The organism is Actinomadura sp. NBRC 104412 (assembly GCF_030269515.1).
GTDB lineage: Bacteria > Actinomycetota > Actinomycetes > Streptosporangiales > Streptosporangiaceae > Spirillospora.
Map to the genome: position 1 here is coordinate 366,843 of NZ_BSTM01000001.1, position 24,512 is coordinate 391,354.

27 protein-coding genes and 1 pseudogene are annotated in these 24,512 nt (G+C 71.6%); 14 read left to right on the forward strand and 14 right to left on the reverse strand.

Annotation, left to right across the window (positions count from 1 at the left end; translation table 11 throughout):
• Positions 1-3: 3 nt before the first annotated feature.
• Genes QSK21_RS01685 through QSK21_RS01695 form a run of 3 tightly spaced genes read right to left on the reverse strand, consistent with a single transcriptional unit; the run spans position 4 to position 2,719 of the window.
• Positions 4-900, reverse strand: a complete 897-nt coding sequence (locus tag QSK21_RS01685; protein WP_285693055.1) for an ABC transporter permease — start codon at positions 898-900, stop codon at positions 4-6.
• Positions 900-1,901, reverse strand: coding sequence for an ABC transporter substrate-binding protein (locus QSK21_RS01690; protein ID WP_285693056.1), 1,002 nt, complete (start codon positions 1,899-1,901; stop codon positions 900-902). Before QSK21_RS01690 ends, QSK21_RS01685 begins: the two co-directional genes overlap by 1 nt.
• On the reverse strand, positions 1,898-2,719 hold the full coding sequence (locus tag QSK21_RS01695; RefSeq protein ID WP_285693057.1) for an IclR family transcriptional regulator: 822 nt from the start codon (positions 2,717-2,719) through the stop codon (positions 1,898-1,900). The genes QSK21_RS01690 and QSK21_RS01695 overlap by 4 nt, the downstream gene beginning before the upstream one ends.
• 98 nt (positions 2,720-2,817) lie before the next feature.
• Between QSK21_RS01695 and QSK21_RS01700 the strand changes: the two genes are divergently transcribed.
• The gene (locus tag QSK21_RS01700) at positions 2,818-3,252 is read left to right on the forward strand and encodes a protein-tyrosine phosphatase family protein (protein WP_285693058.1); all 435 of its coding nucleotides are present in this window, start codon (positions 2,818-2,820) and stop codon (positions 3,250-3,252) included.
• Between the two features lie 11 nt (positions 3,253-3,263).
• On the opposite strand, the gene QSK21_RS01705 is transcribed toward QSK21_RS01700, so the two are convergent.
• Positions 3,264-4,535, reverse strand: coding sequence for an erythromycin esterase family protein (locus tag QSK21_RS01705; protein ID WP_285693059.1), 1,272 nt, complete (start codon positions 4,533-4,535; stop codon positions 3,264-3,266).
• Positions 4,536-4,722: 187 nt separating this feature from the next.
• Here QSK21_RS01705 and QSK21_RS01710 point away from each other — a divergent pair, with 187 nt between their 5' ends.
• The 4 genes from QSK21_RS01710 (at position 4,723) to QSK21_RS01725 (ending at position 9,969) form a co-directional block, all read left to right on the forward strand.
• Positions 4,723-5,604 carry an ABC transporter ATP-binding protein gene (locus QSK21_RS01710; protein ID WP_285693061.1) on the forward strand — a complete coding sequence of 294 codons (882 nt, stop codon included), beginning with the start codon at positions 4,723-4,725 and terminating at the stop codon, positions 5,602-5,604.
• Between the two features lie 316 nt (positions 5,605-5,920).
• A complete protein-coding gene (locus QSK21_RS01715; protein WP_285693062.1) occupies positions 5,921-6,334 on the forward strand; it encodes a sensor histidine kinase in 414 nt (137 codons plus the stop codon).
• Complete coding sequence (locus QSK21_RS01720; RefSeq protein ID WP_285693064.1) at positions 6,331-6,945, forward strand: response regulator transcription factor; 615 nt, start codon at positions 6,331-6,333, stop codon at positions 6,943-6,945. The genes QSK21_RS01715 and QSK21_RS01720 overlap by 4 nt, the downstream gene beginning before the upstream one ends.
• A 57-nt stretch (positions 6,946-7,002) precedes the next feature.
• Positions 7,003-9,969 carry a hypothetical protein gene (locus QSK21_RS01725; RefSeq protein WP_285693066.1) on the forward strand — a complete coding sequence of 989 codons (2,967 nt, stop codon included), beginning with the start codon at positions 7,003-7,005 and terminating at the stop codon, positions 9,967-9,969.
• Positions 9,970-9,993: 24 nt separating this feature from the next.
• Here QSK21_RS01725 and QSK21_RS01730 read toward each other — a convergent pair whose 3' ends face one another.
• Complete coding sequence (locus QSK21_RS01730; protein ID WP_285693068.1) at positions 9,994-11,778, reverse strand: thiamine pyrophosphate-requiring protein; 1,785 nt, start codon at positions 11,776-11,778, stop codon at positions 9,994-9,996.
• Positions 11,779-11,993: 215 nt separating this feature from the next.
• On the opposite strand from QSK21_RS01730, the gene QSK21_RS01735 reads away from it, so the two are divergent.
• From QSK21_RS01735 to QSK21_RS01755, 5 genes are all read left to right on the forward strand, one after another.
• Positions 11,994-12,653, forward strand: a complete 660-nt coding sequence (locus QSK21_RS01735) for a Crp/Fnr family transcriptional regulator (protein WP_285693070.1) — start codon at positions 11,994-11,996, stop codon at positions 12,651-12,653.
• 18 nt (positions 12,654-12,671) lie between these two features.
• Positions 12,672-13,580 carry a hypothetical protein gene (locus QSK21_RS01740; protein WP_285693071.1) on the forward strand — a complete coding sequence of 303 codons (909 nt, stop codon included), beginning with the start codon at positions 12,672-12,674 and terminating at the stop codon, positions 13,578-13,580.
• On the forward strand, positions 13,570-13,908 hold the full coding sequence (locus QSK21_RS01745) for a hypothetical protein (RefSeq protein WP_285693073.1): 339 nt from the start codon (positions 13,570-13,572) through the stop codon (positions 13,906-13,908). The genes QSK21_RS01740 and QSK21_RS01745 overlap by 11 nt, the downstream gene beginning before the upstream one ends.
• 137 nt (positions 13,909-14,045) lie before the next feature.
• The gene (locus QSK21_RS01750; RefSeq protein ID WP_285693075.1) at positions 14,046-15,563 is read left to right on the forward strand and encodes a hypothetical protein; all 1,518 of its coding nucleotides are present in this window, start codon (positions 14,046-14,048) and stop codon (positions 15,561-15,563) included.
• Complete coding sequence (locus QSK21_RS01755; protein WP_285693077.1) at positions 15,560-16,420, forward strand: hypothetical protein; 861 nt, start codon at positions 15,560-15,562, stop codon at positions 16,418-16,420. The genes QSK21_RS01750 and QSK21_RS01755 overlap by 4 nt, the downstream gene beginning before the upstream one ends.
• A 104-nt stretch (positions 16,421-16,524) precedes the next feature.
• Here the strand turns inward: QSK21_RS01755 and QSK21_RS36035 are convergent.
• From QSK21_RS36035 to QSK21_RS01765, 3 genes and pseudogenes are all read right to left on the reverse strand, one after another.
• Positions 16,525-16,617, reverse strand: a pseudogene (locus QSK21_RS36035) (VOC family protein); the annotation flags it as partial.
• A complete protein-coding gene (locus tag QSK21_RS01760; protein WP_285693321.1) occupies positions 16,617-16,973 on the reverse strand; it encodes a GNAT family N-acetyltransferase in 357 nt (118 codons plus the stop codon). The gene QSK21_RS01760 and the pseudogene QSK21_RS36035, both read right to left, overlap by 1 nt.
• Before the next feature lie 10 nt (positions 16,974-16,983).
• The gene (locus QSK21_RS01765) at positions 16,984-17,154 is read right to left on the reverse strand and encodes a hypothetical protein (protein ID WP_285693078.1); all 171 of its coding nucleotides are present in this window, start codon (positions 17,152-17,154) and stop codon (positions 16,984-16,986) included.
• A 61-nt stretch (positions 17,155-17,215) separates the two neighbouring features.
• Between QSK21_RS01765 and QSK21_RS01770 the strand changes: the two genes are divergently transcribed.
• The 4 genes from QSK21_RS01770 (at position 17,216) to QSK21_RS01785 (ending at position 19,455) form a co-directional block, all read left to right on the forward strand.
• Positions 17,216-17,869 (forward strand): PadR family transcriptional regulator, encoded by a 654-nt coding sequence (locus QSK21_RS01770; protein ID WP_285693080.1) that lies wholly within the window; start codon positions 17,216-17,218, stop codon positions 17,867-17,869.
• The gene (locus tag QSK21_RS01775; RefSeq protein ID WP_285693082.1) at positions 17,866-18,018 is read left to right on the forward strand and encodes a hypothetical protein; all 153 of its coding nucleotides are present in this window, start codon (positions 17,866-17,868) and stop codon (positions 18,016-18,018) included. Before QSK21_RS01770 ends, QSK21_RS01775 begins: the two co-directional genes overlap by 4 nt.
• Before the next feature lie 104 nt (positions 18,019-18,122).
• On the forward strand, positions 18,123-18,359 hold the full coding sequence (locus tag QSK21_RS01780; protein WP_285693084.1) for a hypothetical protein: 237 nt from the start codon (positions 18,123-18,125) through the stop codon (positions 18,357-18,359).
• A 229-nt stretch (positions 18,360-18,588) separates the two neighbouring features.
• The gene (locus QSK21_RS01785) at positions 18,589-19,455 is read left to right on the forward strand and encodes an alpha/beta hydrolase family protein (protein ID WP_285693086.1); all 867 of its coding nucleotides are present in this window, start codon (positions 18,589-18,591) and stop codon (positions 19,453-19,455) included.
• Positions 19,456-19,571: 116 nt separating this feature from the next.
• Here the strand turns inward: QSK21_RS01785 and QSK21_RS01790 are convergent, their stop codons facing one another.
• The 6 genes from QSK21_RS01790 to QSK21_RS01815 form a co-directional block, all read right to left on the reverse strand.
• Positions 19,572-19,817: a DUF2630 family protein gene (locus QSK21_RS01790; RefSeq protein WP_285693087.1), complete on the reverse strand. Its 246-nt coding sequence runs from the start codon at positions 19,815-19,817 to the stop codon at positions 19,572-19,574.
• Between the two features lie 158 nt (positions 19,818-19,975).
• Positions 19,976-20,608 (reverse strand): GTP-binding protein, encoded by a 633-nt coding sequence (locus QSK21_RS01795; protein ID WP_285693089.1) that lies wholly within the window; start codon positions 20,606-20,608, stop codon positions 19,976-19,978.
• Positions 20,589-20,987, reverse strand: coding sequence for a DUF742 domain-containing protein (locus tag QSK21_RS01800; protein WP_285693091.1), 399 nt, complete (start codon positions 20,985-20,987; stop codon positions 20,589-20,591). Before QSK21_RS01800 ends, QSK21_RS01795 begins: the two co-directional genes overlap by 20 nt.
• 6 nt (positions 20,988-20,993) lie before the next feature.
• Positions 20,994-21,407: a roadblock/LC7 domain-containing protein gene (locus QSK21_RS01805; protein ID WP_285693093.1), complete on the reverse strand. Its 414-nt coding sequence runs from the start codon at positions 21,405-21,407 to the stop codon at positions 20,994-20,996.
• A complete protein-coding gene (locus tag QSK21_RS01810; RefSeq protein WP_285693095.1) occupies positions 21,404-24,082 on the reverse strand; it encodes a sensor histidine kinase in 2,679 nt (892 codons plus the stop codon). The genes QSK21_RS01805 and QSK21_RS01810 overlap by 4 nt, the downstream gene beginning before the upstream one ends.
• A gap of 79 nt (positions 24,083-24,161) precedes the next feature.
• Complete coding sequence (locus QSK21_RS01815; RefSeq protein ID WP_285693097.1) at positions 24,162-24,509, reverse strand: hypothetical protein; 348 nt, start codon at positions 24,507-24,509, stop codon at positions 24,162-24,164.
• Positions 24,510-24,512 lie beyond the last annotated feature (3 nt).

Consider the following 24,512-nt stretch of genomic DNA (forward strand, 5'->3'; position numbering starts at 1 on the left):
GCGTCAGCCCTCCACTCTCGGGGCCGCGGCGGAGGTCGCCGGGCGGCCGCTCGCCTCGCTCGGGAGGCCCACCCGGGGCCGGTAGCGCAGCACCCAGGACTCCAGCAGCTCCACCACGGCCTGGATGATCAACATGCAGACGGCCAGCAGCAGCGTCCACGACACCACCGAGGCCATGTCGAACAGTTGCTGCGCCGACAGCAGCTGCGCGCCGACCCCCACGGTCGCGCCGACCAGCTCGGCGATCAGCACCATCCGGATCCCGAGCCCGAGGTTGACCTTCCACGCGGTGAAGACGCCGGGGGTGATGGCGGGCAGCGTGATCTCACGGAACAGCGCCCACCGGCCGGGCCGGAACGAGCGCGCCATGTCGCGCAGCTCCGCCGGGATCGCCCGGTAGGAGTCGTAGGTCTGCAACGCGAAGCCGGGCAGCGTCACCAGCACCATGACGAACCAGACCCGCAGCTCCACGTCCGCGAACCAGATCACCGCGATGATCACCCAGGACAGCGAGGGGATGCCCTGGACGAACCGGATCAGCGGGAGCAGGTAGCGGGCGGCCGCCGAGCTGGTGCCCATGGCCAGGCCCAGCGCCAGCCCGACCGCGAACGCCGCGGCCAGGCCGACGCCGACACGGGCCAGGGTGGTCAGCAGGTTCCGCAGCGACTCCCAACTGGTGAGGATGCTCCACATCTCCTGGGCGACGCTGGGAATGGTCGGCACGGTGTACTCGGCCGTGAACCGGGACGCGAGGGCCCAGATCCCCAGCAGTACCGCCACAAGGATCGGCAGGCTCGGGTCGCGGAACCGGCGCCACGGCGAAGGACGCTCCGCGACCGGCCCGGCGGCTCCGGGGCCGGACCCGGGCTTCGGTGAGGTGGAGACGGTGGTGGTGGCCATCAGAGCCCCCTGTGGACGACGGTGGACGGTGGGGTCTTCTCGAGGTATCCGGTCTCCCGGCCGGCCCGGAACACCGCGGCGATGCCGTCGGTGAGCGCGGAGGCGGGACGGACGCGCAGTCGCAGCCGCTGCTGGTTCCTGATCAGCCCCTCCAGGGTCTTCGCCTTGCCGTTCGGGGTGGTGACGGCGATGATCTTGGCCGCGGCGGCGGGGTTGGCGGTCGTCCAGGCGGCCGCGTCGGAGTAGACCCGGTACAGGCCGGCGACCACGTCCGGGTGCTTGTGCGCCCACTCGCGGTGCGCCGCCAGTCCGAGGTAGGGGATGGTGTCCGTGCCGAACGCGGCGCGCCAGCGCGACATGCCGATGTCGAGCGCGCGGATGCCCGGCTTCCTCGCCCGCAGCGAGGAGTAGGCGGGCTCCCAGATCTCGGTCGCGTCGGACCGTCCTATCAGGGCCATCGTGGACAGCCCGGCCGTGGTCTGGTTGAGCAGCTCGACCGCGCCGAGGTCCAGGCCCGCCTGCTGCGCGAACCAGGCGAACATGGCGTGGTTGGTCGTCCCCGTCGCCGCCGCCAGCCTGCGCCCGTGCAGGTCGGGCAGGGCGCGGATGTCCGGCTCGGACGTCACGACCGTGCAGAAGTAGTCGAAGAGGTTGAACAGGTAGGTGACGTCAACGCCCCGTTCGGTGCGCAGCGCCTCGGACAGCAGCGCCGCGCTGCCGCCGACCTGGTAGTGCCCGGACGCGAACTCGGTGTTGTAGTTGTCGGGCGTGGCGTAGGAGAAGGCGATCCGCAGGCCGTGCCGCAGGTCGATGCCCTGCTTTTTGATCACCGCGGGGAGGAAGGCGCCCAGGGACGGGGGCCGGAACGCGAGGACCTTGACCGTGAGCCGGCCGTCCGGGCCCTTGGTCACCCCTTCGGCGGAGCCGCACGCGGCCGTCGCCGCCGCGACGCCCAGCCCGAGGCCGCCCGCCAGCACCGCCCGCCGTGGGAGGGCGCTCATGGCGTGGCCACCGTCTCTTCTCCGGAGACCACCAGCGTGCCGGGGCCGCCCAGCGCCCGCGAGATCGCCACGGCGGTCTCGACCGTGCGGTCGCGCAGCGTGTCGAAGCGGTCGGGTCCGAACCGCTGCTCGGGCAGGCAGAGCCCCACGGACGCGACGACCCGCCCGGTGTGGTCGCGGATCGGGGCCGCGACACCGCCGACCTCGTCCCGGTAGCTGCCGTGGTTGACGGCGTACCCGAGCGAGCGGACGCCCGCCAGCAGCGCCTCCAGCTCGGCGGGGTCGGTCACCGAGTTGGCGGTGTAGGCGGGCAGCGGCCCGGCCAGCACCGAGGCGATCTCCTCGCGCGACTCGAAGGCCAGCAGCGCCCGGCCGGTCGCCACGCAGGTCGCCGGGCAGCGCCGCCCGACGTGCGACTTGGCCACCACCGGGTGCAGGCTCTCCAGCTTGTCGACGTAGACGACGTCGCCGTGGTCGTACACGGCCAGGTGCACGGTCTCGCCGGTGCCGGTGTTGAGCGCGGACAGGTGCGGGGACGCGACGGCGCGGAGGTCGAGGTTGGCCGCCCACAGGCTGCCCAGCTCGAAGCACCGCACGCCGGCCGAGTAGCGGGACGTGCGCGGATCCTGTGTCACGTAGCCGCGCGCCTGCAACGTCGTCAGCAGCCGGTGGATGGTCGCCTTGGGGCCGTCCACGCTCTCCACGATCTCGGCGAGCCCGCGCGGACCACCGGACCGGACGAGCAGTTCGAGGATGTCCAGCGCCCGTTCGAGCTGGCCGCTGCCACCCCCTTGGGGGGAATTGGACCGCTGTTCCATGTTCGGCATCAAAGTGGAACGTTAAACCAATGTCAAGACCTTAACCCGTTCTACCTGGGACGTGACGGTACGCGGGCATAGTGGTCCCCATGGGGTCCATGCGCCTTGAGCAAGCCGTCCGCCTGCCGGACGGGAGTTGGGTCCGCGGACGCGGCCTGCGGAACGAGCCGCCCTCCGGCCCGGCCCCCGAATGGGGCCTCTATCTGGGGACCGCGCGTCTGCGCAGCCGCCATGACAGCGCGCTGACCTGGCCGCACGAATGGATCGACTGGCCCGACTTCATGGTGCCGCGCGACCGGGACCACGCGGTCGCCCAGATTCGGGCCGTGCACGAGAAGGCGCGCGAGGGCCGTCTCGTCGAGGTCGCGTGCAACGGCGGTATCGGGCGCACCGGCACCGCGATCGCCTGCCTGGCCGTCCTGGCCGGAATCCCGCCCCGTGAGGCGGTGACCTGGGCGAGGACCAACTACCACCGCCGGGCGGTCGAGACACCGTGGCAGCGCAGATGGGTGTACCGCTTCCCCACCGGCTGACCGGAGCGGCGCTACACGCCGGAGGGAAGCGTCTCCAGCTCATCCTGGCCGGCGGCCTCCGGGTGGAGCGGCTCCACAGGTGACGTCCGGTGGAACCAGAACAGCGCGTCGTAGCGGTCGGCGAGCCTGGTCCTGACGTAGTTGTGGTAGTCGCGGGTCGGGTCGTACACGACGCCGATGGCGCGGTGCCCGTAGATGGCGTTGAGGAAGGACGCGTCGGGACGGTCGGTGAAGACGAACAGCCCGTGTTCCACGGTCGAGCGGTCGAACACGTCCTCCAGGGTGCCGGACACCGCCCTGGGCACGTTCATGGTCTCCATGGGCGCGCCCCAGCGGGGGGCGGCGATCACCTCGCCGGCGCCGCCGGCCAGCCCGACCACCACGACCCGGTCGCGGCCGTGCCGCTCCCGCGCGAGCCGGCCCAGGTTGATCATTCCGGCGGTCTCCATGCTGGTGGCCGCCGCGTCGCCGACATGGCTGTTGTGCGCCCACACCACGGCCTTCGAGCCGGGCCCGTGGTGGTCGAGCAGCCGGTCGAGCGTGTCGGCCATATGCGTGTCGCGGATGTTCCACGCCTGCGGGCCACCGACGATCATGGCCCGGTAGTACCGCTCGGCGTCCGCCGCGACCTCGGCGTTCTGGCGGGCGTTGAGGTCGCCCTCGGGGTCGGCGCCGACGAACCGGCGCATCCTGGTCAGCAGCGCCATCACCTCGACCTCGCAGTCCTCCGGGACGAGCCGTGCCGCGTACGCCTGCGGGTCCTCGCCGAACGGCTCGAAGCACCGGTAGGCGGCCACCGCCTGGTCCACCAGGTCGGGCCGGTGCTCCCGCAGGTGGGTGATGATGGCGCGCATCGACTCCCACAGGCTGTAGACGTCCAGGCCGTAGAACCCGACCGGGGTCTCCGCGGCACCCGTGTTGTGGTCGCGCAGCCAGCGGCAGAAGGTCAGCGTCTCGTGGTTGGCCCACATCCAGGCCGGCCAGCGGCGGTAGGCGTCCAGGGCGTCCCTCGGGTCGGCCGGCGCCCCCTCCTTCCCCGTGACGCTGGCGTGCACCTGCCAGGTGTCGGGCCAGTCGGCCTCGACCGCGACGAACGAGAAGCCCTTCTCCTCGATCAGCCGCCGGGTCAGGGCGGCCCGCCAGGCGTAGTACTCGTGGGTGCCGTGGCTGGCCTCGCCGATCAGGACGCAGCGGGCGTCACCGATACGCTCCATGAGCGGGTCGAGGTCGTCGTCGAACTCAAGCGGAAGTGCGGTCTCGCGGATGTCGTCGGCCTCGCTCAACGGTCCCCCTGGAGTGCCCCCGCACCGGGTGTCGCACGTCGGTGCGCTCTTTCGACCCGGCCCTTCCCACGCTGCGAAGTCCGATGCGGGCATGGGGCAAGCTTGACCCGCCCATGACAAATGTCATCGCGAGCCGACGACAACGGGCACTAACCCGCCCACCTGCCGCTTCCGTAGCGTCTCCGGCATGGACGACATCACCTTCACCGGGGTCTCCAAGAGCTACGGATCCGGGGTGCGCGCCGTGGACGAGCTCGACCTCACCATCGGCACCGGCCAGGCCGTCGCGCTGCTCGGCCCGAACGGCGCGGGGAAGAGCACCACGATCGCCATGCTGCTGGGCCTGACCCGCCCGTCCTCCGGGCGCATCCGCGTGTTCGGCGACCCGCCGGACGTCGCGGTCGCCCGGGGCAGGATCGGGGCGATGCTCCAGGACGGCGAGCCCGTACCCGGGCTGACCGTGGGCGAGACCGTCGGCTTCGTCCGGTCCCTGTACCCCGAGCCGCCGCCGCTGGCGCAGGTGCTGGAGATCGCCGGGCTCACCGACCTGACCGGGCGCCGCGCCGACCGGCTGTCGGGCGGCCAGGCGCAGCGGGTCCGGTTCGCCATGGCCATCGCGGGCGCGCCCCGCCTGCTGGTCCTGGACGAGCCGACCACCGCGATGGACGTGGAGTCGCGGCGCGCGTTCTGGACGGGCATCAGGGCGTACGCGGCGGAGGGCCGTACCGTCCTGTTCGCCACCCACTACATGGCCGAGGCGGACGAGAACGCGGACCGGATCGTGGTGATCGACCGGGGCAGGATCGCCGCCGACGGCACCGCCGCGCAGATCAAGGCGCGGGCCGGCGGCCGTACCGTCAGGTTCGCGCTCGGCGACCAGCCCTCGGCGGGGCTCGACCGGCTGCCCGGTGTGACCGACGTGCGGATCACCGGCGGGTCGGCCGTGCTGACCACCGACGACTCCGACGCCACCGTCGACGCCCTCTACCGCTCCACCACCCTGCGGATCGCCGACCTCGAGGTGACCGGGGCGGGCCTTGAGGCCGCCTTCCTCTCCCTCACCCGCTGACCCCGCTCTCCCCCGCTCCGCCGAACAGGAATCCGATCATGCTGCGTTACCTCCGCCTGGAGATCCTCCGCACGTTCCGGGACCGCCGGTACGTGTTCTTCACCCTCGCGTTCCCCGTCGCCCTGTACCTGCTCTGGTCGAACGTGTTCGCCGACGCCGACACCGACCCGGGCACCGGGCTGGGCGTGGACGCCTACATGCTGGTCGGGTTCGGCCTGTACGGCGGGATCGGCGCGACGCTGAGCGTCACCGCGCCCCGGCTGGCCCAGGAGCTGCGGACCGGCTGGCTGCGGCAGTTGCGGGGGCGCTGGCCGACGTGCGGGCGGCGGTGTCCGGATACCGGAGCCGCGACCTGGCCGAGGAGCTGGACTCGGCGCGCGCCGTGCTCACGGCGGCCGGGGTCGAGCCGACCGTGCGCACGTCCGGCACGCCGCTGCCGGAGACGGTGGACGGGCTGTTCGGCTGGGCCGTGCGGGAGGGCGTCACCAACGTCGTCCGGCACTCCCGCGCGTCCCACTGCAAGATCACCGTCGCCCGCGAGGGAGACCGCGCCACCCTGGAGATCCGGGACGACGGGACGCCGCCGGACACGTTCGTCCCCGGCAACGGGCTCACCGGGCTCTCCGAGCGGCTGGCCGGGGCCGGCGGCTCCGTCGACGCCGGCCCGCTGCCCGGCGGCGGCTTCCGCCTCGCCATACGGGCGCCCCTCACGGCGGGATCGCCCGGATGAGCGGGACGATCCGGGTGCTGCTGGCCGAGGACCAGGGCATGGTCAGGGGCGCGCTGGCGACGCTGCTCGGCCTGGAGGACGACATCGAGGTCGTGGCCGCGGTCCCCTCCGGACAGGAGGCGGTCGAGGCGGCACGGGCCCTCTCCCCCGACGTGGCGCTGCTGGACATCGAGATGCCGGGCATGGACGGGCTCACCGCCGCCGATCGGATCCGCGCGACCGTCCCGGGATGCCGGATCGTGATCCTGACGACCTTCGGCCGTCCCGGATACCTGCGCCGCGCCATGGAGGCGGGCGCGTCGGCGTTCCTGGTGAAGGACAGCCCCGCCGAGGAGCTGGCCGCCGCGATCCGCCGGGTGCTGGCGGGCGAGCGCGTGATCGACCCCGCGCTGGCCGCCGCCGCCCTCAGCGCCGGGCCGAACCCGCTGTCCCCGCGTGAACGCGAGGTGCTGGCCGCGTCCTCGGGCGGCGCCACGATCGGCGACATCGCGGGCCGTCTGCACCTTTCGGAGGGAACGGTGCGCAACTACCTCTCGTCCGCGATCAACAAGGTCGGCGCCCGCAACCGCATCGAGGCCGTCCGTACGGCCGAGAACCAGGGCTGGCTCTAGCGCGGGGGAGCGCAATTCGCTTGGGCCGTAAACGGCGAGTCCCTCATCATTGGGCGAATGAGACTGAGGCTCGCGCATGGCGTGGTGGCGGCTCCCGGGCTCGCCGCCTGGCTGCCGCACGCCTCGGGGACGCATGAGCGGCTGGCCGGCGACGGCGCGGCGCCGCCCGGCGCGGCCGTCGCGCTGGGGCCGTCCGGCGCGAGCGACGAGGAGGTCCGGAACGCCGTCACGGCCCTGCGCGTCCTGATCGCGGACGCCGGGATCGTCGCGGCCGGGGCGGGCGTCGACCTGGGCGCGGGCTTCCGCTCCGCGCGGCTCGACGGGGCGCGCGGCGACCAGCGCGACGCGGTGCTGGCCGCGCTCAAGGCGCTGGGCGTCGAGGGCGCCGGGCGGCTCGGCGACCGTGCCGGGTTCCTGGTGGCGCTGTTCGGTCCCGCGGTGACCAAGCGGGTCGGTGCCGCGGCGGCCCGCGCGGTCACCGAAGGCCGCTGGGCCGCGCTGCACCTGGCGTCCGCGTCCAGCGACATCCTGGGTCCCGAGCAGTTGGAGCGCGTCCTGGCGCTGGAGCTCCCCGAAGGGGTCGGGGACGCGGCCCTGATCGGAGGCGGCCGGCCGGCCGTGCTCGCCGTGAATTTGCGGCGCCTGCTGGCACCGGTCACCGGGCCCCGCCGCCTCGATCTGCTGCTGGACCTGTGGGACCGCGTCGCCGCGCACCACGCGAAGCTGATCAGGCGCGAGAGGCTCCTGGACTCCCAGAGCGGCCAGGACCGCCTGCCCTACCTGCGCAAGCGCCGGGAGCACTTCGAGGATCAGCTACTGCTGAGAGAGGTCACGTTCCACTACGGGCATGAGCCGTCGGTGCTGGAGGCGGCGCGCTGGGTACCGGAGGCGCCCTACTGGCTCTCGGTGCTGCACCGGCTGCTCAGGGACGCCTTGGCGGCCACCGTCCTGCTCCACACGGCGGTCGCGGTGGTCGATCACGGGCTTGCGGAGGGACTGGCGCGGTCCAAGGAGATCATCCGCGCGGCCGCCGACGAATGTTCCGACATCGACCTCGCCCGCGCCAGGGAGAAGGTGCCCGGGCTGACCCACCTGCCCGCCCGTCCGGGCTGCTACCTCAACGACCTCAGGCGGAAGCTGGACGAGCTGCCGTACGAGGACGGCGTCCCGGTCCTGAGCCGCAGAAACACGGCGTACGTCCAGCAGCGCCTCGCGCACGCCCGCGACTACGCGCTGCTCGCCATCGAGGGGATCGAGGAGCTGCTGAACGAGCGCGCGCACATCCCCGAGGCGTGGCTGCGCGACTGGGCCGCGAGCCACCTGACGGCTTGGCGCGAACGGATCGGATACTCCACGGTCCGCCCGCCCTCGGAATGGACGGACGTCCTCGCCTGGACACAGCACGTCCTCGGTGAGCGCGAGCCGCTCGCGACCCGGCTCGCCGAGCCCGCCGCCCCGGAGGCGGCCAAGGTCGAGGTGGTCGGTGACCTGCTGTGGTACGCCGACCTCGTGGACGCGCTCGCCATGCTGCACGGGCACGAGTCCGCCGGGATCACGACGGTGGCCGGGCAGAACCGGCTCGTCCACGACCCCGTGCCGTCCCTGGACGGCGTGGACGACCTGGCGCGGCGGCACGACTCCGTCACCTCGGCCGTGTCGGGCGCCGCCCAGCTCACCGCGCTCGGCGCCAGGGCCGCACGGGGCGTGCGGACCTGGACGGAGTTCGTGGAGAGCCTGCTCGCCGACGCCCGGCTCGCGGAGGCGACGGGCGGCGGTTTCCCGGTGCCGGAACCGCTGTCGGCCGTCGACGGGACGATCGTCCCGGGCACGGCCGACGTGCGGTTCACGCTGGCGAGGGACGCGCGCACCCTGGCCGAGTGGGCGAACTACATGGGCAACTGCATCGCCGGCGAGTACTACGTGGAAGCGGCCATGAAGGGCCGGTGCGCGCTCGCCGCGCTGACGGGCAAGGGCGGGCGCATCCTGGCCAACGTGGAGCTGGTCCCGGTACGGCCTGGCGACCAGGGCTGGCAGATCGCCGAGATGGCCGGGCGGTTCAACGCGCAGGCCGACCATGCCCTGAGGCAGCACCTCCACGACTGGGTCGCCACGATCCCCCACTCGGAACGGCCACCCGTCGGCGTCGAGAGCGAAGGCGCCGCGGAGGACGCGCCGTCGCACCGTCCCGCGCGGGCCGCACGCCGCGCCGCGCGGTCGCGGCTGCTGGAGGAGGCCGGACCCGTGCTGGCCGAGCTGGCGCGCCGCGCCTGGGCGGACGAGGTGAACGACGAGGCGGCCCGCGTCCTGGCCGCGCTCGCCCGCGGTGGACCGCGGGCCGAGGACGGGCCGGAACCCGAGGAGGCGCTGACCGCGCTGCGCCGCCTCGGTCCCGGGCCGCTGGCCGCCGCCTGCCGCGACGCGCTCGCGGGCGGCGCCGTCGACCTGGCCGACCTGTGGGACGTGACCGGGATCCGCCCGATGCGCACCGCGCTGGACGGTCTGAGCCCGTCGATCCACCACCGCTTCGAGCGGCTGTCCTTGCTCACCACCGACTCGCCGCTGCCCGGGTCGCTGCGCAGGCTCGCCCGGATGCCGCAGATCGCGCCCGCGTACTCGATGGGCCTGGTCGGGCTGCGCGTGCGCGCGGCGATCGGGCGGCTCGTGCTCGCCGGCGACGCGACCGTCGTGCGCTCGGTGGCCCGGCGCCCGGCGGTTCCGATGCTGTGCGCGCTGACCGTCCACATCACCTGCGCGGATCCCGCGATCGAGCTGGTCCCGCTGATGCCGCCGCGCGCCGTCACCGTGCCGGGCTTCCCCCCGTCCACGCTCGACGACCCGGACGGGCCCTGGCGGCGGGCGTTCCCCGAGGCGCGCGAGCTGGGCGCCGACACCGGGCTGTTCTGGGAGAGGATCGCCGAGAACGGGCTGCGCGTCCCCCCGTCCTGGGCGGCGGACAGCGGCGGCTGGCCGGTGCTGTGGGCCCGAGCCCAGCACCCGGGGACGGCACGAGGGGCCCGCCGATAGACGGCTCCGGGGCTCCGCCGATGCTCAGGACTTGCGGAACTCCTGCATCTTCGCCTTCACGCCCTGCTTGAGCACGCCCCAGCGGTTCTCGTCCCCCTCGGCGAGCGACCGGGCCGTGGCCTTCGCCTGCTCGAAGGTGGCGTGCGGCGGGATCGGCGGGACGTCGGGATCGCAGCGCACGTCGAGCAGCGCCGGCCGGTCGGCCGACAGCGCCCGCTCCCACGCGGACCCGATCTCCTTCGGCTTGTTGACCGACAGCGCCAGCATCCCGATGCTCTCGGCGAACGCGGCGTAGTCCATCTCCGGCAGCGTCTGCGACTGCTCGAACTTGGGCGCCCCCTGCATCGCCCGCATCTCCCAGGTGACCTGGTTGAGGTCGTTGTTGTGCAGGACGGCGACGACCAGCCGCGGATCCAGCCAGTCCTCCCAGTAATGCCTGATGGTCAGCAGCTCGGCCAGCCCGTTCATCTGCATGGCGCCGTCCCCGGCGAACACGATCACCGGCCGGTCCGGGTTGCCGATCTTCGCGCCGATCCCGTACGGGACGCCGCAGCCCATGGTGGCCAGCGTGCCCGACAAGGAGCCCCGCATGTTCCCGCGGAACCTGAGGTTGCGCGCGTACCAGTTCGCGGCCGACCCGGAGTCGGCGGTGACGATCGCGTCGTCGGGAAGCCGCCCGGACAGCTCGTGGAACAGCCGCATCGGGTTGATCGGGTCGGCGTCGACCATGGCCTCCCGCTCCACGGTCTCCCACCAGCGCGCGACCTTGTCCTCGACGCCCTCCCGCCAGGTCTGCGGCTCCTTGCGCTCCAGCAGCGGGATCAGCGCCCGCAACGTCGCCGCGGCGTCCCCCACCAGGTTCACCTCATAGGGGTAGCGCATCCCGATCTGCCGCGGGTTGCTGTCGACCTGCACGGCGCGCGCCTGCCCCAGCTCCGGCATGAACTGGGTGTACGGGAAGTTCGACCCGATCGTCAGCAGCGTGTCGCAGTCCATCATCAGCTCGTAGCTCGGCCGCGTGCCCAGCAGCCCGATCGCGCCCGTCACGTACGGCAGGTCGTCCGGCAGCACGTCCTTGCCCAGCAGCGCCTTTGCCACGCCCGCGCCCAGCATGTCGGCGACCCGCATGACCTCCTCGCGCGCTCCCCTGGCGCCCTGCCCGACCAGGATCGCCACCTTCTCGCCCGCGTTCAGGATCTCGGCGGCGCGGCGCAGCGCGCGGCTGTCCGGCGAGATCTCCGGCCAGTCGATGCCCAGGCTGGATGGCACCATCTTGAACTCGTGCCGGGGAGGGGTGTACTCCAGCTCCTGCACGTCCGCCGGAATGATCAGGGCGGTCGGCGCCTGCTCGGCCACCGCGACCCGGACCGCCCGGTCGAGCACGTTGGGCAACTGCTCGGGAACGTTCACGACCTGCACGTAGTCGCCGGCCACGTCCTTGAACAGCGACAGCAGGTCCACCTCCTGCTGGTACGACCCGCCCATCGCGCTGCGGTTGGTCTGCCCGACGATCGCCACCACCGGCACGTGGTCGAGCTTGGCGTCGTACAGCCCGTTCAGCAGGTGGATCGCGCCGGGGCCCGAGGTCGCCGTGCACACCCCGAGCCGCCCGGTGAACTTGGCGTACCCGACGGCCTCGAAGGCGCTCATCTCCTCGTGCCGCGCCTGCACGAAACGCGGCCGGTCCTGCGCGCGGCCCCAGGCGGCGAGCAGCCCGTTGATGCCGTCCCCGGGATATCCGAAGACCTGCTCGACCCCCCAGTCACGCAACCGTTCCAGGACGTGGTCCCCGACCGTGGTGGCAGCCATCGCGTCCCCCTTTCACGTGTCTCCCGCCTCGCCTACCCCCCAATCGGAGCCCGTACCATCCAGGCGTCCCGCACGGTGGCCCGCCCGAACGGCGTCGGGTATGAGTGAAGTCAGCGGCATCGCGCGCCCGGGAGGCGTCCGTGTGGGCACAGCCGAGATCCACAGCCGATCGTCAGTGGCCGAAGGGCACCTTTCTCAGGCGGCTTCCCCCACCGATGCGGAAACGCCTGCTCGATCAGGGAAGCCTGCGTTTCCTGCCGCCCCGGCGCGTTCTGATGCGGCAGGGGGAGGCCGGCACCTCCGTCTGGGTGCTGATCGACGCGCTGGTCAAGGTCAGCGCCGGGGTGGAGAACGGCACCGAGTCACTGCTGGCGGTACGGGTCAGCGGCGACCTGATCGGCGAGATGGCCGTCCTCACCGGGGCGGCGCGGTCGGCGACCGTCACCACGTGCGGGCGCGCGGTGGCCCGCCAGATCGCGGGCGGCGCGTTCGTCGCCTTCCTGCGGCGCCACCCGCAGGCCGCGCTGACGCTGAACCAGATGACGATCGAACGGCTGCGCTGGTCCAACCAGCGGCGGCTCGACTTCGCGGGATACGAGGTCGGCAGGTGCCTGGCCCGCGTCCTGCTGGCGCTCGCCGGGCGGCACGGCCACCCGTACGGGAGGGGCGTCGACCTCGGCGTCCCGCTGACGCAGGCCGAGCTCGGCGGCCTGGTCGGCGCCAAGGAGGACACCGTGCAGAAGGCGCTGCGGGCGCTCGCGGACCGGGGCTACATCGCCATGCCGAGACGGAGCCACTTCGTCATCACCGATCCCGGCGGTCTCGGCGAGTACGCCGACCTCCCGGACGAAAAAATCCGGCCGAAGCCGGATTAATCCGGCTTCGGTTCTCCGGTGGTCGCCGACGCTGGGCCGCAGAACGACGACCGGATCACCGGAGGCCACATGAGCGACACCCGCGTCCCCGACCACGCCGTTCCCGAATACCGCGTCCTGGTGGACGGCGACGTGGAGGACTACAGCACGCGCACCGACACCGAGCAGCGCACCGCGCAGGCCGCTCTCAAAAGAATTCTCGACGGCGCGGCGATGGCTGCCGGTCTGAACCCGCGCGCCTGGCTGCGGCAGTACAGCGGAGACGGCATCTACTCGGCGCTCCCGCTGGGCACCGACGTGACACGGCTGATGGACGCCTTCGTACGGCACCTCGACGCCAGGCTGAGCTCGTACAACCGCCTGCGCGCCGAGCCCGCCTGGACGCGCATCAGGCTGCGGATGGCCGTGCACATCGGGCCGATCCGCGTGGACGGGGCGACCGGCTGGACCGGCCGGCACGCCGTCCAGCCCGGGCGCCTGCGCGACTCCGCCCCGATACGGGCGGCGATGGCCGCCTTCCCCTACGCCGACCTCGGCGTCATCGTCTCCTCGGAGATCTACAACGACTACATCGCCCAGGGGCCAGGAGAACCGCGTCCCAACCTCTTCCGGCAGGTGCGCGTGATCGCGAAGAAGCAGGACTACACCGCCTATCTCTACGTCCCGGGCTTTGACGTGACCGGCCTTCGGGCACTGGCGGCGTACGACCCGCCCGACCGAACGGACCGAACGGACGACGCCCGGGGAACGGACAACGTCCGGGGACCGGCACCTACCGCCGACGCGCCGCTGCCGCCGTCCGGCATCCACGGGCGTAACGTCAACGTCGCCTACGGTGGCGGCGATGCCATCGGCGGCCACAAGGTCGGCAGGGACCTCAACCTCCACGGCGACCGCGGCCACGGAGGCCACCACGATGCCCGATGAGCGGGACCACCCGAAAGAGCCCGAGACCGCAGCCGACGACGGCACGCCCGACGAGGAGGAGCTGAAAGAACTCCCCGAGGCGGGGAACGCCGACATCCAGCGGATGAACGACCATGTCCGCGAGATCCGGAGGACGTTCATCTCCTCGGCCGACCGCCAGAACCTCGCCTACGGCGGCGGCGACGCCATCGGCGGCCACCAGATCGGCCGCGACCTGAACATCTTCATGGCCGGAGGCGAACGCGATCCCTTGCCAACGTCTCCATCACACAGAACTGGGCCGACATCAAGCGGAGGTTCGCCGGCACCCCCAGCAAGGAACGACTGATCCGGCTGCTGAAATCCGAGCCCGTCGTCGTCCTGCAAGGCCGATCGAGTACGGGACGTAAGACCGCGGCACTGGCGGCCCTGGCACACCGGCATTCCGAGCTGCACGAGATCGGTCCGGAGAGGACGCTCGCGCACTTGGACAAGGGGAAGCTGCACCACGGTCACGGCTACGTGTATGACGCCTCCTCACGCCTGAGCGGGACCGGACGCCTCACCGAGGTGGAGGCGTTCGCCTGCCGGGACGCGCTGGTCGCACGCAACGCCCGACTGGTCATCCTCGTGGGCCCTGACACCGACACCAGTGAGGTCGGCGGCATCGTGGTCCGGCACGTGCCTCCCGATGCGATGGACGTGCTGGAGCGCCACCTGTCCGATCGGTTGGAAGCGGAGGGAGTGGACGTCCGTTCCATCGTCGACCAGGTCACCGAGCGTCCGGAGACTCCCCGGGACGCCATGGAACTGGCGCGGGACCTCGCCGAAGGGAAACGGGCAGGACGGGACATCGAGGAGATCTGCCGGAATCGCGTCAAGCCGCTCCGGCGCCAGGCGCGCGAAGTGCTGCGCCAGCAGGACACCGACAAGGACCTGGCGCGCCGCGCCTTCGTCATCGCCGGCGCCGCGCTGAACGGGCTGCCCACCGTCGAGGTCTGCCGGGCCGCCTACGACCTGGCCAAGCGGCTCCACAAGCTGGAACGCGAGGGCAAGCGTTCCAAGCTGGCCCTGCCGCCCTTCGGCGCCATGCTGGGGGACTGGCTGGAACACGCCAGGGAGGAACGGCCGGAATTCATCGAGGAGATGGACCGCACGCTGTCCTTCCGGCATGGTTTCGCCACCTCCGTGCTCGACGCCGTCTGGCTCGACTACGTCGTCGCGCACAAGGCGCTACTCGACTGGCTCTCCGAACTGGCCAGGACGGGAAGCCCGGAGACGCGTCTCAAGGTGGCCCACACGCTCGCCCAATTCGCCGTCTACGACTTCACGTTCATTTACGACAACTGCATCCTCGAATGGTCTCGCAGCATGTACATGAGCCTGCACGTGACGACGGCCTGGACGCTGGAGGCGATCGTGCTCAAGTGCCCGTCGCGGCGCCCCGACGTCATCAGGAGCGTGCAGCCATGGGCCACAACCAAGGACCTGAGTCAAGCCGCCACCGCCGTCCGGCTGCTCGGCACGCGGTTCGGAACAGAGGCCACCGAAGACGCGATGCGCATACTGCAGAAAATCGCTGTGAACCATCGCCGTCGGCTCAGCGGCGCCATTCGGGGAACGGTGGTGGAACTGTTCCTGGACGGCTCCCCCGGCATCGTCGTCTCGAAACTGACCGGCTGGGTCCGCTTGGATCATCCCGTTCTCAGCGATCTCGCGGCCCGATGCCTGGCCGATCTCGCCTGGCTCGGACCCTCGGACCGTCCACCCCTGCTCACCTACTACAACGAGGATTCGACCCGGGCCGCCGACCTGTGGCGGGAGGTCCTGTCCTCTCGGTACTGCGACCAGAAGCCGTGGAACGCACTGCGCACTTGGGCGAAGAACGGGATCGACATCGGTGCGCTGCTCAGGGATCTGTACGCCGAGCCGGGTCTGCGTCCGCGGCTGCGCTTCTACCAATTGACACCACCGTTCCGATCCGAACAGGAGGCGACGGGATGACCAATCTGCGTACAGGCTGCAAATACCACAGCGAGCCTGTGGAACGTCTCCAGTTGTATCCGGGCATCGGCACGCGGCTCGTCCGCCTGCTGAGCCGGTCCCGCGACCGGTTCCGCGCGGTGCACTGGCCCGACAGTTTCGAGTTCCGCGTTCCGGCCAAGGGCGACGGCTATGACTTCTTCGTCGTCGTCAACTTCACCTGGTGCGTCACCGGCCACGCGTACGGCGAGAAGCTGATCTCCCGGGCGAGCGAGCATCGGGAGATCCTCAGGGATCGCGCGGCGGCCCGCCTCCGCGGAGTCTCCCGCGATTTCCCGCCCTACGAGGCGGGCGCGGCCGAAAAGACCTTCCACGGCACACTGGGTGAATTGTTCGCCGGCACCTGCCTGACCTATGCCTCCGGAACGGTCGACGATGGTGCCGCACGGCCCATCGAGCATTACACCCTGCTGCGCCTGGACAAGCCCGTCCGGAAAGCTCAGCGCGAAGCATGGAGTTCACGGCAGGAGGCGCACAACCGGCACGAGGAGGCGCGGATGCTGGCCGCCCAGCTCGGCGAGCAGCGCCTGCTGTGGCGGGAGTTCCTCAGCAACGGGCAGGCCGACTGGCTCACCCCCTACGCGATGGCGCTGGCCGAGAACCCCGAGGACGCCGCGAAAATCACCGAGAAGATGACCGGCGACCGGTACGACAAGGCCCGCGAACTGGCCACCCACATTGAGAAGCAGGTACGGGAGTACAACGCCCGTGACGCCTTCGACCTGATGGTGCAGAACGACCTGGTCTTGAGGCACCTACTGCGACTGATCGGCGTGCCCGGCCTACCGGAAGCCCCCTCCCCCTTCGCGGAACGCTGACGCGGGCCGGTCGTCACCTCAATCCGAGGTGTCGAGGTAGTGGGCGCGGCCGGCTCGTCGTAGCCCTCGACGCGGCGCCCGCCCAGTGCCTCGACGCGCGCCCGGTCGGAGGCCGGGTCGGGCGACGCGAGGTCGAAGTGGACGCGGTTCTTGCCGCTCTTGGGCGCGTCGGTCTTCTGGAAGACGAGGCCGGGCATCAGGCGGCGTCGGTGAGGCGCAACTCCATGAACAGCATGAAGGATTCGAGGCCGGACAATCCGGCCTCGTTGCCGTCGAACATCGGCCTGTCCGCGAAGCCCACGGACCGGTACAGGGCGTGCGCCTCGCGCATGAACGTCGCGGTCTCCAGGCGCGCCACCTCGTACCCGATGGTGCGCGCGTCCGCCAGCAGGATCTCCAGGATCGCGCGTCCGATCCCCTGGCCGCGGGCCTGTGGACGCACGTACATCCGCTTGATCTCGGCCACGGTCTCGTCGACGGGCTTCAGCGCGCCCACCCCGACGACCTCCGTGCCCGCGCCCGATGAGCAGGCGTCCGCGCGGGCCCAGCAGATGCGGCAGTTCCTAGGTGAACTCGCGGTGGTGCGCCGCCACGGCCGCCTCGGTGTCGTCGAACACCACTCCGTGGTCGGCGGCGAGCCGTTCCCCGATCCACAGCAGGTACTCCCGCAGTAGCTCTCCGGTCAGCGCCTCCGCCTGCGCCGGCGACCCCTCGAACCGTTGGATGTCGGCCATCGTCTTCTACTCCAATCTGGACCATTTCGACGGTACTCCAGAACGGAGTACGGTCAAGGGCGTGACCACATCCAGCCGACCCCGCCTGACCACGACCTCCTATGCGCTGCTCGGGCTGCTCGCCCTCCGGCCCTGGACGGCCTACGAGCTCACCCAGCAGATGCGGCGCAGCCTGCACTACGTCTGGCCGAAATCCGAGAGCCTGCTCTACACCGAACCCAAGAAACTGGTCGAAGCCGGGCTCGCCGACGTCACCCACCAGCGGCGCGGCGACCGGACCCGCGCCCAGTACCACATCACCCCCGAAGGCCGCCGCGCCCTGGAGGAGTGGCTGGACACCGAACCGGCCACTCCCCTGTTCGAGATCGAGGCCATGCTGCGGGTGATCTTCGCCGATCAGGGCACCCCCGAGCAGCTCGTACGGTCCCTGCGCTCGACCGCCGCCTGGGCCGAGGGCGAGCTGGCCCGCGCACGTCCCCAGGTCGAGACCTACCTCGACACGGGCGGGCCGTTCCCCGAGCGCCTGCACCTCATCGCGCTCATCGTGGGCTTCTACGGCGAGCTGTTCGACCTGATCCGCCGGTTCTTCGGTGAGGCCGCCGACCTCGCCGAGAAGTGGGACGCCACGACCGGCGTGCCCGCCGACGACCATCTGCGGGCCATGCTGGAACGCGCCGCGCGCCTCGCCGAGTCGGCGGACGCTGAGGGGGCATGAGCCTGCTCCCCGGACGCGCCATAGCGCCGATCATCGGCACATGGAACCTTGACGCGGGCGTCGTCGAACCCGACCCGGCGGTCTACGACGAGCCGTCCTCGCTGTACCGGGCTTGGACCAGCATGTCCCCCGCCGCCGTCCGGAAATAGAGGACGGAGCGACCCAAGCGGCGGCGTGCGACCACGCCCGCGTCCAGCAGGACCTTCAGGTGGCGCCCCACCGAGCCCAAGCCCCGCCCGGTCAGCGCCACCCCTTGCGTCGTGCCATCGCCGCGCTCGGGCTGCACTCCTCAGGCACGCTCGCCTTCCAGGGGGTGGCGGCCGCGCTCGCCGGAACGGCCGCGCTCGCCGGAACGGTCGCGCAGCGCACCTCGTCCGCCGCCGGGATGGTGGCGATGGCGGTCGCGTCCATCGCGGTCACGCCGGCCCTTCTGCGTACGGGCCGTCCCGAGCGGGCCGTACGGCCCGTCCCTGAATCCGGGCGGTTGTGAGCGTTCACCGCGTGGTGGCGTGCGCCGCCGCGTCCGTCCCCAAGGGCGAGTGCGGCGGCGCGAGGACGGCGGTTTCACCGATGGCGGCGTAACGCCACCGCAACACACTGACGGCGATCCGGTGAACCGGGTGGCTCCGCAGCGGAACGGGATCGAGCCCCCACCCGGCCCGGCGGCACACGGCAGGCGCGCGACCCGTCGCCGCTTGACCGTCAGTGGAAGGAGAACCATGCTCCGCAGGCAGTCCATCGCGCTGCTCGGTGCGGCCGCGGCCCTGGTCGCAGGGCTGTTCGCAGCGCCCCCCGCCAATGCCCAGAGCCCCTACGAACGGGGACCCGACCCCACGGAGGCCAGCGTCAGCGCCTCCCGCGGCCCGTTCAGCACCTCCCAGACCACCGTGTCCAGGCTGAGCGCCACCGGGTTCGGCGGCGGCGTCATCTACTACCCCAACAGCACCGCCGAGGGCACCTACGGCGGCATCGCGATCTCACCCGGCTTCACCGCCACCTGGTCCAGCCTGGACTGGCTCGGCCCGCGCCTGGCCTCGTTCGGCTTCGTGGTCATCGGCATCGAGACCAACACGCTGCTCGACCAGCCCGCCAGCCGAGGACAGCAACTGCTGGCCGCGCTCGACTACCTGACCCAGCGCAGCCCGAGCGCGGTCCGGGCACGGCTGGACCCGTCGCGCCTGGCCGTGGCCGGACACTCCATGGGCGGCGGCGGCACCCTGGAGGCGGCGGCGAACCGTCCCTCGCTTCAGGCGGCCATCCCGATCGCCCCGTGGAACCTGGACAAGACCTGGACCACGGTGCGCGTCCCCACGATGATCATTGGCGGTGAGTCCGACACCATCGCGCCGGTGAGCTCGCACTCGATCCCGTTCTACACGAGCCTGACCAGCGCGCCGGAGAAGGCGTACCTGGAGCTGAACAACGCCAGCCACTTCTTCCCGCAGACCCCCGACACGACCATGGCCAGGTCCATGATCAGCTGGATGAAGCGGTACATCGACGACGACACCCGCTACTCCCAGTTCCTCTGCCCCGCCCCGCGCTCGCTCGCGATCTCCGACTACCGGGACACCTGCCCCGCCTGACCACCCGAAGGGTGAACCCGGTGGCGGGCCGCGACCTGGCGCGGCCCGCCACCGGCATGCCCAGAGCCGCGCCGCCCCGGGCGTGCCGCGGGAGTCCTCTGCCGGCGATGGCCGGATTACTGGCGGTAGTTCTCCACCTGGTCGGCCGGGCGGATCTGGGCCTCGTCCGGGTCCTGCCCGGCGCCCCTGCGGGCACGCCGCTGACGCAGCAGGTCCCAGCACTGGTCGAGCGCGACCTCCAACTCGCGGAGGCGGCGGCGGTCGTCCGGGTCGGACGGCTCGCCGTGCGCGTGCTTCTCCCGCAACGCGCGCTCCTCCTCGACGAAGTCGCGGATGCTCCCCAGGATGTCCTTCTCGTCCATCTCTCTCCTCCCCCGGCCGACCCTACGCTGGGTCGTGGCGTGTTCGCCCCGATCTTCCCGTCGCCCTGGGGCGAACACGCCACGAGTCTGCCGCACCTCCCCGAGCGGGTCGCAACCCGGGGAGGTACGTGGTCCGAGTCGCCTCTGGAGGAGCAGGGTCAGAAGGCCATCACCGGGCCGCCCGTCCCGGTGTGGGATGCCGAACGCAGCGCGTGCTCGATCAGCCCGATCAGCACCTCCTTCGCCGAGCCCGGACGCCGCGCGTCGCACAGGATGATCGGCACCTGCGGGTCCACGTCCAGCGCGGTGCGGATCTCCGGCGCCTCGTACTGCTCGGCGCCGTCGAAGCAGTTCACCGCGACCACGAACGGGGTGCCGCGCCGCTCGAAGTAGTCGATCGACCCGAAGCTGGCGGGCAGCCTCCGGGTGTCGGCCAGCACCACCGCGCCGAGCGCGCCGCGCGACAGCTCGTTCCACATGAACCAGAAGCGTTCCTGGCCCGGCGTGCCGAACAGGTAGATCGCGACGCCGTCGCGCAGCGTGATGCGGCCGAAGTCCATCGCCACGGTCGTGGTCCGCTTGGCGGCCACGCCCTCGATGTCGTCCACGCCGATCGACACGTTGGTCATCGCCTCTTCGGTGCGCAGCGGGCGGATCTCGCTGACCGCCCCGACGAGGGTCGTCTTGCCGACGCCGAAGCCGCCGGCGACAAGGATCTTCAACGCCACCCGGGGGCCGTCGGCGGCCTCCGCGGAGGGGTCGGCGGGGGATTTAGAGCGCGCGTAGCTCATCGAGCACCCTTCTCAGGAGGTTCTGGTCGACCTGTGCGGTGGGCGGGCTCCACTGCTGCACGCCGAGCAGCCCCTGGTCCAGCAGGTCCCCGGCGAGCACGCGGACGACGCCGAGCGGCAGGTCCACCTCCGACGCCAGGTCCGCGATGGTGTGCGGCCGCCGGCACACCGCCAGCAGCCGTCGCTGCTCGCGGGACAACCGAGCCAGGTCGGCCACACGACCGGTCGCGACGATGATGGCCACGATGTCGAGCGGCTCGCCGGTCGGCACCGTGCGGCCACGCGTCATCGCGTATGGACGGACAATGGGCCCCGCGGCCTCGTCGATCCAGCGCTCCCTGCGCGGATCGTGGGGCCCACCGGCGGCTCTGGGGTCCATGCCCGGTCACCCTGATTCCGGCCCTGCGGTTCTCAGGCCCGTGGACAGCTGCCTGTGCACGCGCTTGACCAGCATCGTCATCTCGTAGGCCACCAGGCCCGCGTTGGCACCGATCTCGCTGATCAGCGCCAGGCAGCTGTTGGCCCCGGCGGGGACGACGAAGAACAGGCCCTTCTCCATCTCGATCATGGCCTGACGGATCTCGCCCGACTCCAGTTGCGGCTGGGCGCCGACCGCCAGGCTCCAGAACCCCGCGGCCATCGCCGCCAGGTACTCGGCGTCCTCACGGCCGACCTCCCGGGACGCGCCCATCACCAGGCCGTCCCGCGACAGCACCACGACCTTGCGCACCTGCGGGACCCGGTTGACCAGATCGTCCAGAAGCCAGCCCAGTTCCGCGGTGACATCCGGCTGGGTCATGACGGACTCCCTTCTCCGTTGTATGCGTGTCCGCCCGGTCCCTCGTCCTCTTCACGGCCGCGCAACCAGCCGGCCTGCAAGGAGGCGAACAGATCACGGGACGCCTCGGCGGCGCGGTCCTCTTCGGCCCACACGGGCGTGCCCTGGGGCGGGGTGGCGTCGTACGGCGGCGGCGGTCCGACGTCCCTGAGCTGCGGCGCCAGGTTCTCCTGCCGCACGCGGCGCGGCAGCGGCGACTTGCCCGACCCCGTGCCGAACGACTCCGGCGGGGTCGTCGGCTGCGGCACCCGAGGGATGCGGTCGCCCGGCCGCGGACCCGGCCGCGCCCACGACGTGTCCGGCATCGGCGGCGCCGTCTGTTCCGGGACGGGCGCCGACAGCTCGGCGTTGTTGCCGTTGCCGTTCTCGGCCGGCGCCGGGTTGCGCCACACCTCGACATCGATCGCCTGCGTGGGCTGCGCCCACCCGTTGCCGTTCCCGCCGGGCGGCACGGCGGCGCCGTCGTCGCCCCCGCCACCGCCGTTCAGCACGACGGGACGGCCGGTGACCTGGGGACGGGAGATCGTGGCGCGCTCGGTGTCGGGCTCGTCCTCGGGCGTGCCCACGTCCACGATCAGCTCGCGCGGCACCAGCACCACCGCGCTGACCCCGCCGTACAGCGAGGGCTGCAACGCGACCTTGATGCCGTGCCGGTGCGCGAGCCGGGACACCACGAACAGCCCCAGCCGGTCGCTGTCGGCCAGGTCGAACTCCGGCGGCCTGGCCAGCCGCTGGTTGAGCGCGTCCAGCTCGGCCTGGTCGAGGCCGATCCCGCGGTCCACGATGTCCACCGCGAACCCGTTCGCGCCCATCTCCCCGCGCACCAGCACCTCGGTGGGCGGCGGCGAGAACACCGTCGCGTTCTCGATCAGCTCGGCCAGCAGGTGGATGACGTCCGCCACCACCTCACCGATCACCGCGGCGTTCGCGGAGACGACGACCACCTCGACACGGGTGTAGTCCTCCACCTCCGACACCGCCGCGCGCAGCACGTCGTCCACGTGCACCGGACGGCTCCATCCCCGTCCCGGCGACGCACCGGACAGGATGACCAGGCCCTCCGCGTGCCGGCGCATGCGGGTGGTCAGATGGTCGAGCCGGAACAGGTCCTCCAGCGCCTTCGGATCGGACGTGCCGCGCTCCATCTCGTCCAACATGCCGAGCTGCCGGTGCAACAGCGACTGCGCGCGCCACGCCACGTTCAGGAACACCCGGCTGATGCCCTTGCGCAGATGCGCCTCACTGACGGCCGTCTCGATCGCCGTCCGCTGCACCCGAGTGAACGCGTCCCCGACCCGCGACACCTCGGTCGTCTTCCCGACCACCAACGGCGGCGCCTCTGCCTGCACGTCCACTTCCTCACCGCGCCGCAACCGGGCCACCACCCCGGGCAGCCGATCCTCGGCCAGGTTCAAAGCGGCCCGCTGCAACCACCGCAACTCCCGCGACAGACTCCGCGCGGCCATCAGTGAGAGCACGATCGACGCGATCACCGCGAGCAACCCGAACCCACCGGCGATGGCGAGCCGCATGACGACCCGTTCGCCGATCGGCTTGGCCAGATCGTTCAGCGCCAGGCTGGACTGCGTGACGGCCTGGCCCCATGCCTGCGAGAGGCGCGGGGTCGTGGCGGCCCAGTTCGCCGCCTCAGGGGGGATGCGGTTGTTCGGCGAGCGGGCGATCGCGACCTCCATCGCGCGGAAGTCGCGGTAGCCCTTCGATTCGACCACCTTGGTCAGGGGTGCCCGCACGTCCGCGTCCAGGTCGGCCATGCCCGCGTCGAACTCGCGGCGGCCGAGCGCCACCGACTGCGCGAAGGCCAGGTGCTCGGCCTGGCTCATCCGGCCGCCCTTGGCCAGCGCGGCGGTGACGATCGCGTCCTCGCGCAGCATGAACGCGCGGGCGTTGCCCACGCTGATCAGCGCGCGGCCCTGCTCGAAGATCTTCAGATCGTTGACGATCACCAGGCCGCTGAAGACCTTCACGATGGAGTCGAGGGTCAGGCTGTAACCGTCGATGATCTGGAGGGTCTGGACGGTGCCGGAGTCGACGCCGGCCCGCAGGCGGGGCAGCCCGTCCAGCAGTTTGATCGCCTCGGCCAGCCGCTGCATGCTCTTGGGATCGGCCGCCTCCCTGGCCTCGGAAGACATGGCCGACCTGCGGAACTGCGCCTGGGCGGCGTCCACCCGGGCCCGTTGCGCGGCCAGCTTCCTGCGCTCCTCGGAGTTGTCCCCGCCCTGCTCGCGGACGGCCAGCGCGACCACGCTCAGCTGCCGCTCCTCCTGCACCTGGTTCACCAGCAGCAGGCCGGGCAGGGTGATCTTCTCGTAGGCGCTGGAGTAGTCGTACTTGTCGAGCGCGGGCCCAAGAGTGTTGCTCGCCGCGAAAGCCCACAGCCCGATCAGCGAGAGCAGGGGAACGAGCAGCAGCGCGGTGATGCGGAGGCGGATCGAACGCCGACGTGGCATGCGGTCGTACGCATCATGGGCTTCGTAGCGCGGCGTGCTCTCCCGCGCCTGCGCTTGGGCGTGCACCTGATGGCTGTTGCGTGGTGCACGCTTCTTGCCGGCCTTCTTCATATGGGCCTGATGAGCGGCGGCCTGGCGGGCCACGGGCTCCCGGCGTCTGGCGGCCATCAGATCACGTCCTCGGATAGGTGCGGTTCGCTCCTGGCGGTTTCGGCTCGTTCCGACTCGTGCCGGCGGACGGCGGCTCTCACGGCGGTACCTCCTCGCCCTTGGGCCTGGTGGCCAGGTGCCGGAGGCGTTTGGAGATCAGTACGACGGCCTCGGCGTGGCCGCGCATGGCCTGCTCGCGGGTGGTGTACTGCCCGATGTCGGCATGCGTCGTCGTGTCGGAGACGATGGTCTGCCACAACAGGGGCCTTCCATTGGATGCCAAGCCCTGGTCGATCACGGTGAACCAGGTGGAGACCACGACCACCTGCGTGCCGACATGGATGACGTCCTGTGCGAGCAGGCGTCCCCTGATGTCGAGCAGGAGCCGCTGAGCCTCGTCGGACGTGGCAGGTCGCCCGTCTGCTCGGTACCAGTCAACGGTCATCAC

What these genes read in the sequence shown, in the direction of transcription:
- QSK21_RS01800 (WP_285693091.1), bottom strand. Translation starts at nt 20,987, where the DNA reads ATGGACCCCAGAGCCGCCGGTGGGCCCCACGATCCGCGCAGGGAGCGC.
- QSK21_RS01795 (WP_285693089.1), bottom strand. Translation starts at nt 20,608, where the DNA reads ATGAGCTACGCGCGCTCTAAATCCCCCGCCGACCCCTCCGCGGAGGCC.
- QSK21_RS01805 (WP_285693093.1), bottom strand. Translation starts at nt 21,407, where the DNA reads ATGACCCAGCCGGATGTCACCGCGGAACTGGGCTGGCTTCTGGACGAT.
- QSK21_RS01790 (WP_285693087.1), bottom strand. Translation starts at nt 19,817, where the DNA reads ATGGACGAGAAGGACATCCTGGGGAGCATCCGCGACTTCGTCGAGGAG.
- QSK21_RS01700 (WP_285693058.1), top strand. Translation starts at nt 2,818, where the DNA reads ATGCGCCTTGAGCAAGCCGTCCGCCTGCCGGACGGGAGTTGGGTCCGC.
- QSK21_RS01710 (WP_285693061.1), top strand. Translation starts at nt 4,723, where the DNA reads ATGGACGACATCACCTTCACCGGGGTCTCCAAGAGCTACGGATCCGGG.
- QSK21_RS01690 (WP_285693056.1), bottom strand. Translation starts at nt 1,901, where the DNA reads ATGAGCGCCCTCCCACGGCGGGCGGTGCTGGCGGGCGGCCTCGGGCTG.
- QSK21_RS01725 (WP_285693066.1), top strand. Translation starts at nt 7,003, where the DNA reads ATGAGACTGAGGCTCGCGCATGGCGTGGTGGCGGCTCCCGGGCTCGCC.
- QSK21_RS01765 (WP_285693078.1), bottom strand. Translation starts at nt 17,154, where the DNA reads ATGGCCGACATCCAACGGTTCGAGGGGTCGCCGGCGCAGGCGGAGGCG.
- QSK21_RS01720 (WP_285693064.1), top strand. Translation starts at nt 6,331, where the DNA reads ATGAGCGGGACGATCCGGGTGCTGCTGGCCGAGGACCAGGGCATGGTC.
- QSK21_RS01775 (WP_285693082.1), top strand. Translation starts at nt 17,866, where the DNA reads ATGAGCCTGCTCCCCGGACGCGCCATAGCGCCGATCATCGGCACATGG.
- QSK21_RS01695 (WP_285693057.1), bottom strand. Translation starts at nt 2,719, where the DNA reads ATGGAACAGCGGTCCAATTCCCCCCAAGGGGGTGGCAGCGGCCAGCTC.
- QSK21_RS01730 (WP_285693068.1), bottom strand. Translation starts at nt 11,778, where the DNA reads ATGGCTGCCACCACGGTCGGGGACCACGTCCTGGAACGGTTGCGTGAC.
- QSK21_RS01685 (WP_285693055.1), bottom strand. Translation starts at nt 900, where the DNA reads ATGGCCACCACCACCGTCTCCACCTCACCGAAGCCCGGGTCCGGCCCC.
- QSK21_RS01735 (WP_285693070.1), top strand. Translation starts at nt 11,994, where the DNA reads ATGCGGAAACGCCTGCTCGATCAGGGAAGCCTGCGTTTCCTGCCGCCC.
- QSK21_RS01785 (WP_285693086.1), top strand. Translation starts at nt 18,589, where the DNA reads ATGCTCCGCAGGCAGTCCATCGCGCTGCTCGGTGCGGCCGCGGCCCTG.
- QSK21_RS01745 (WP_285693073.1), top strand. Translation starts at nt 13,570, where the DNA reads ATGCCCGATGAGCGGGACCACCCGAAAGAGCCCGAGACCGCAGCCGAC.
- QSK21_RS01815 (WP_285693097.1), bottom strand. Translation starts at nt 24,509, where the DNA reads ATGACCGTTGACTGGTACCGAGCAGACGGGCGACCTGCCACGTCCGAC.
- QSK21_RS01810 (WP_285693095.1), bottom strand. Translation starts at nt 24,082, where the DNA reads ATGGCCGCCAGACGCCGGGAGCCCGTGGCCCGCCAGGCCGCCGCTCAT.
- QSK21_RS01755 (WP_285693077.1), top strand. Translation starts at nt 15,560, where the DNA reads ATGACCAATCTGCGTACAGGCTGCAAATACCACAGCGAGCCTGTGGAA.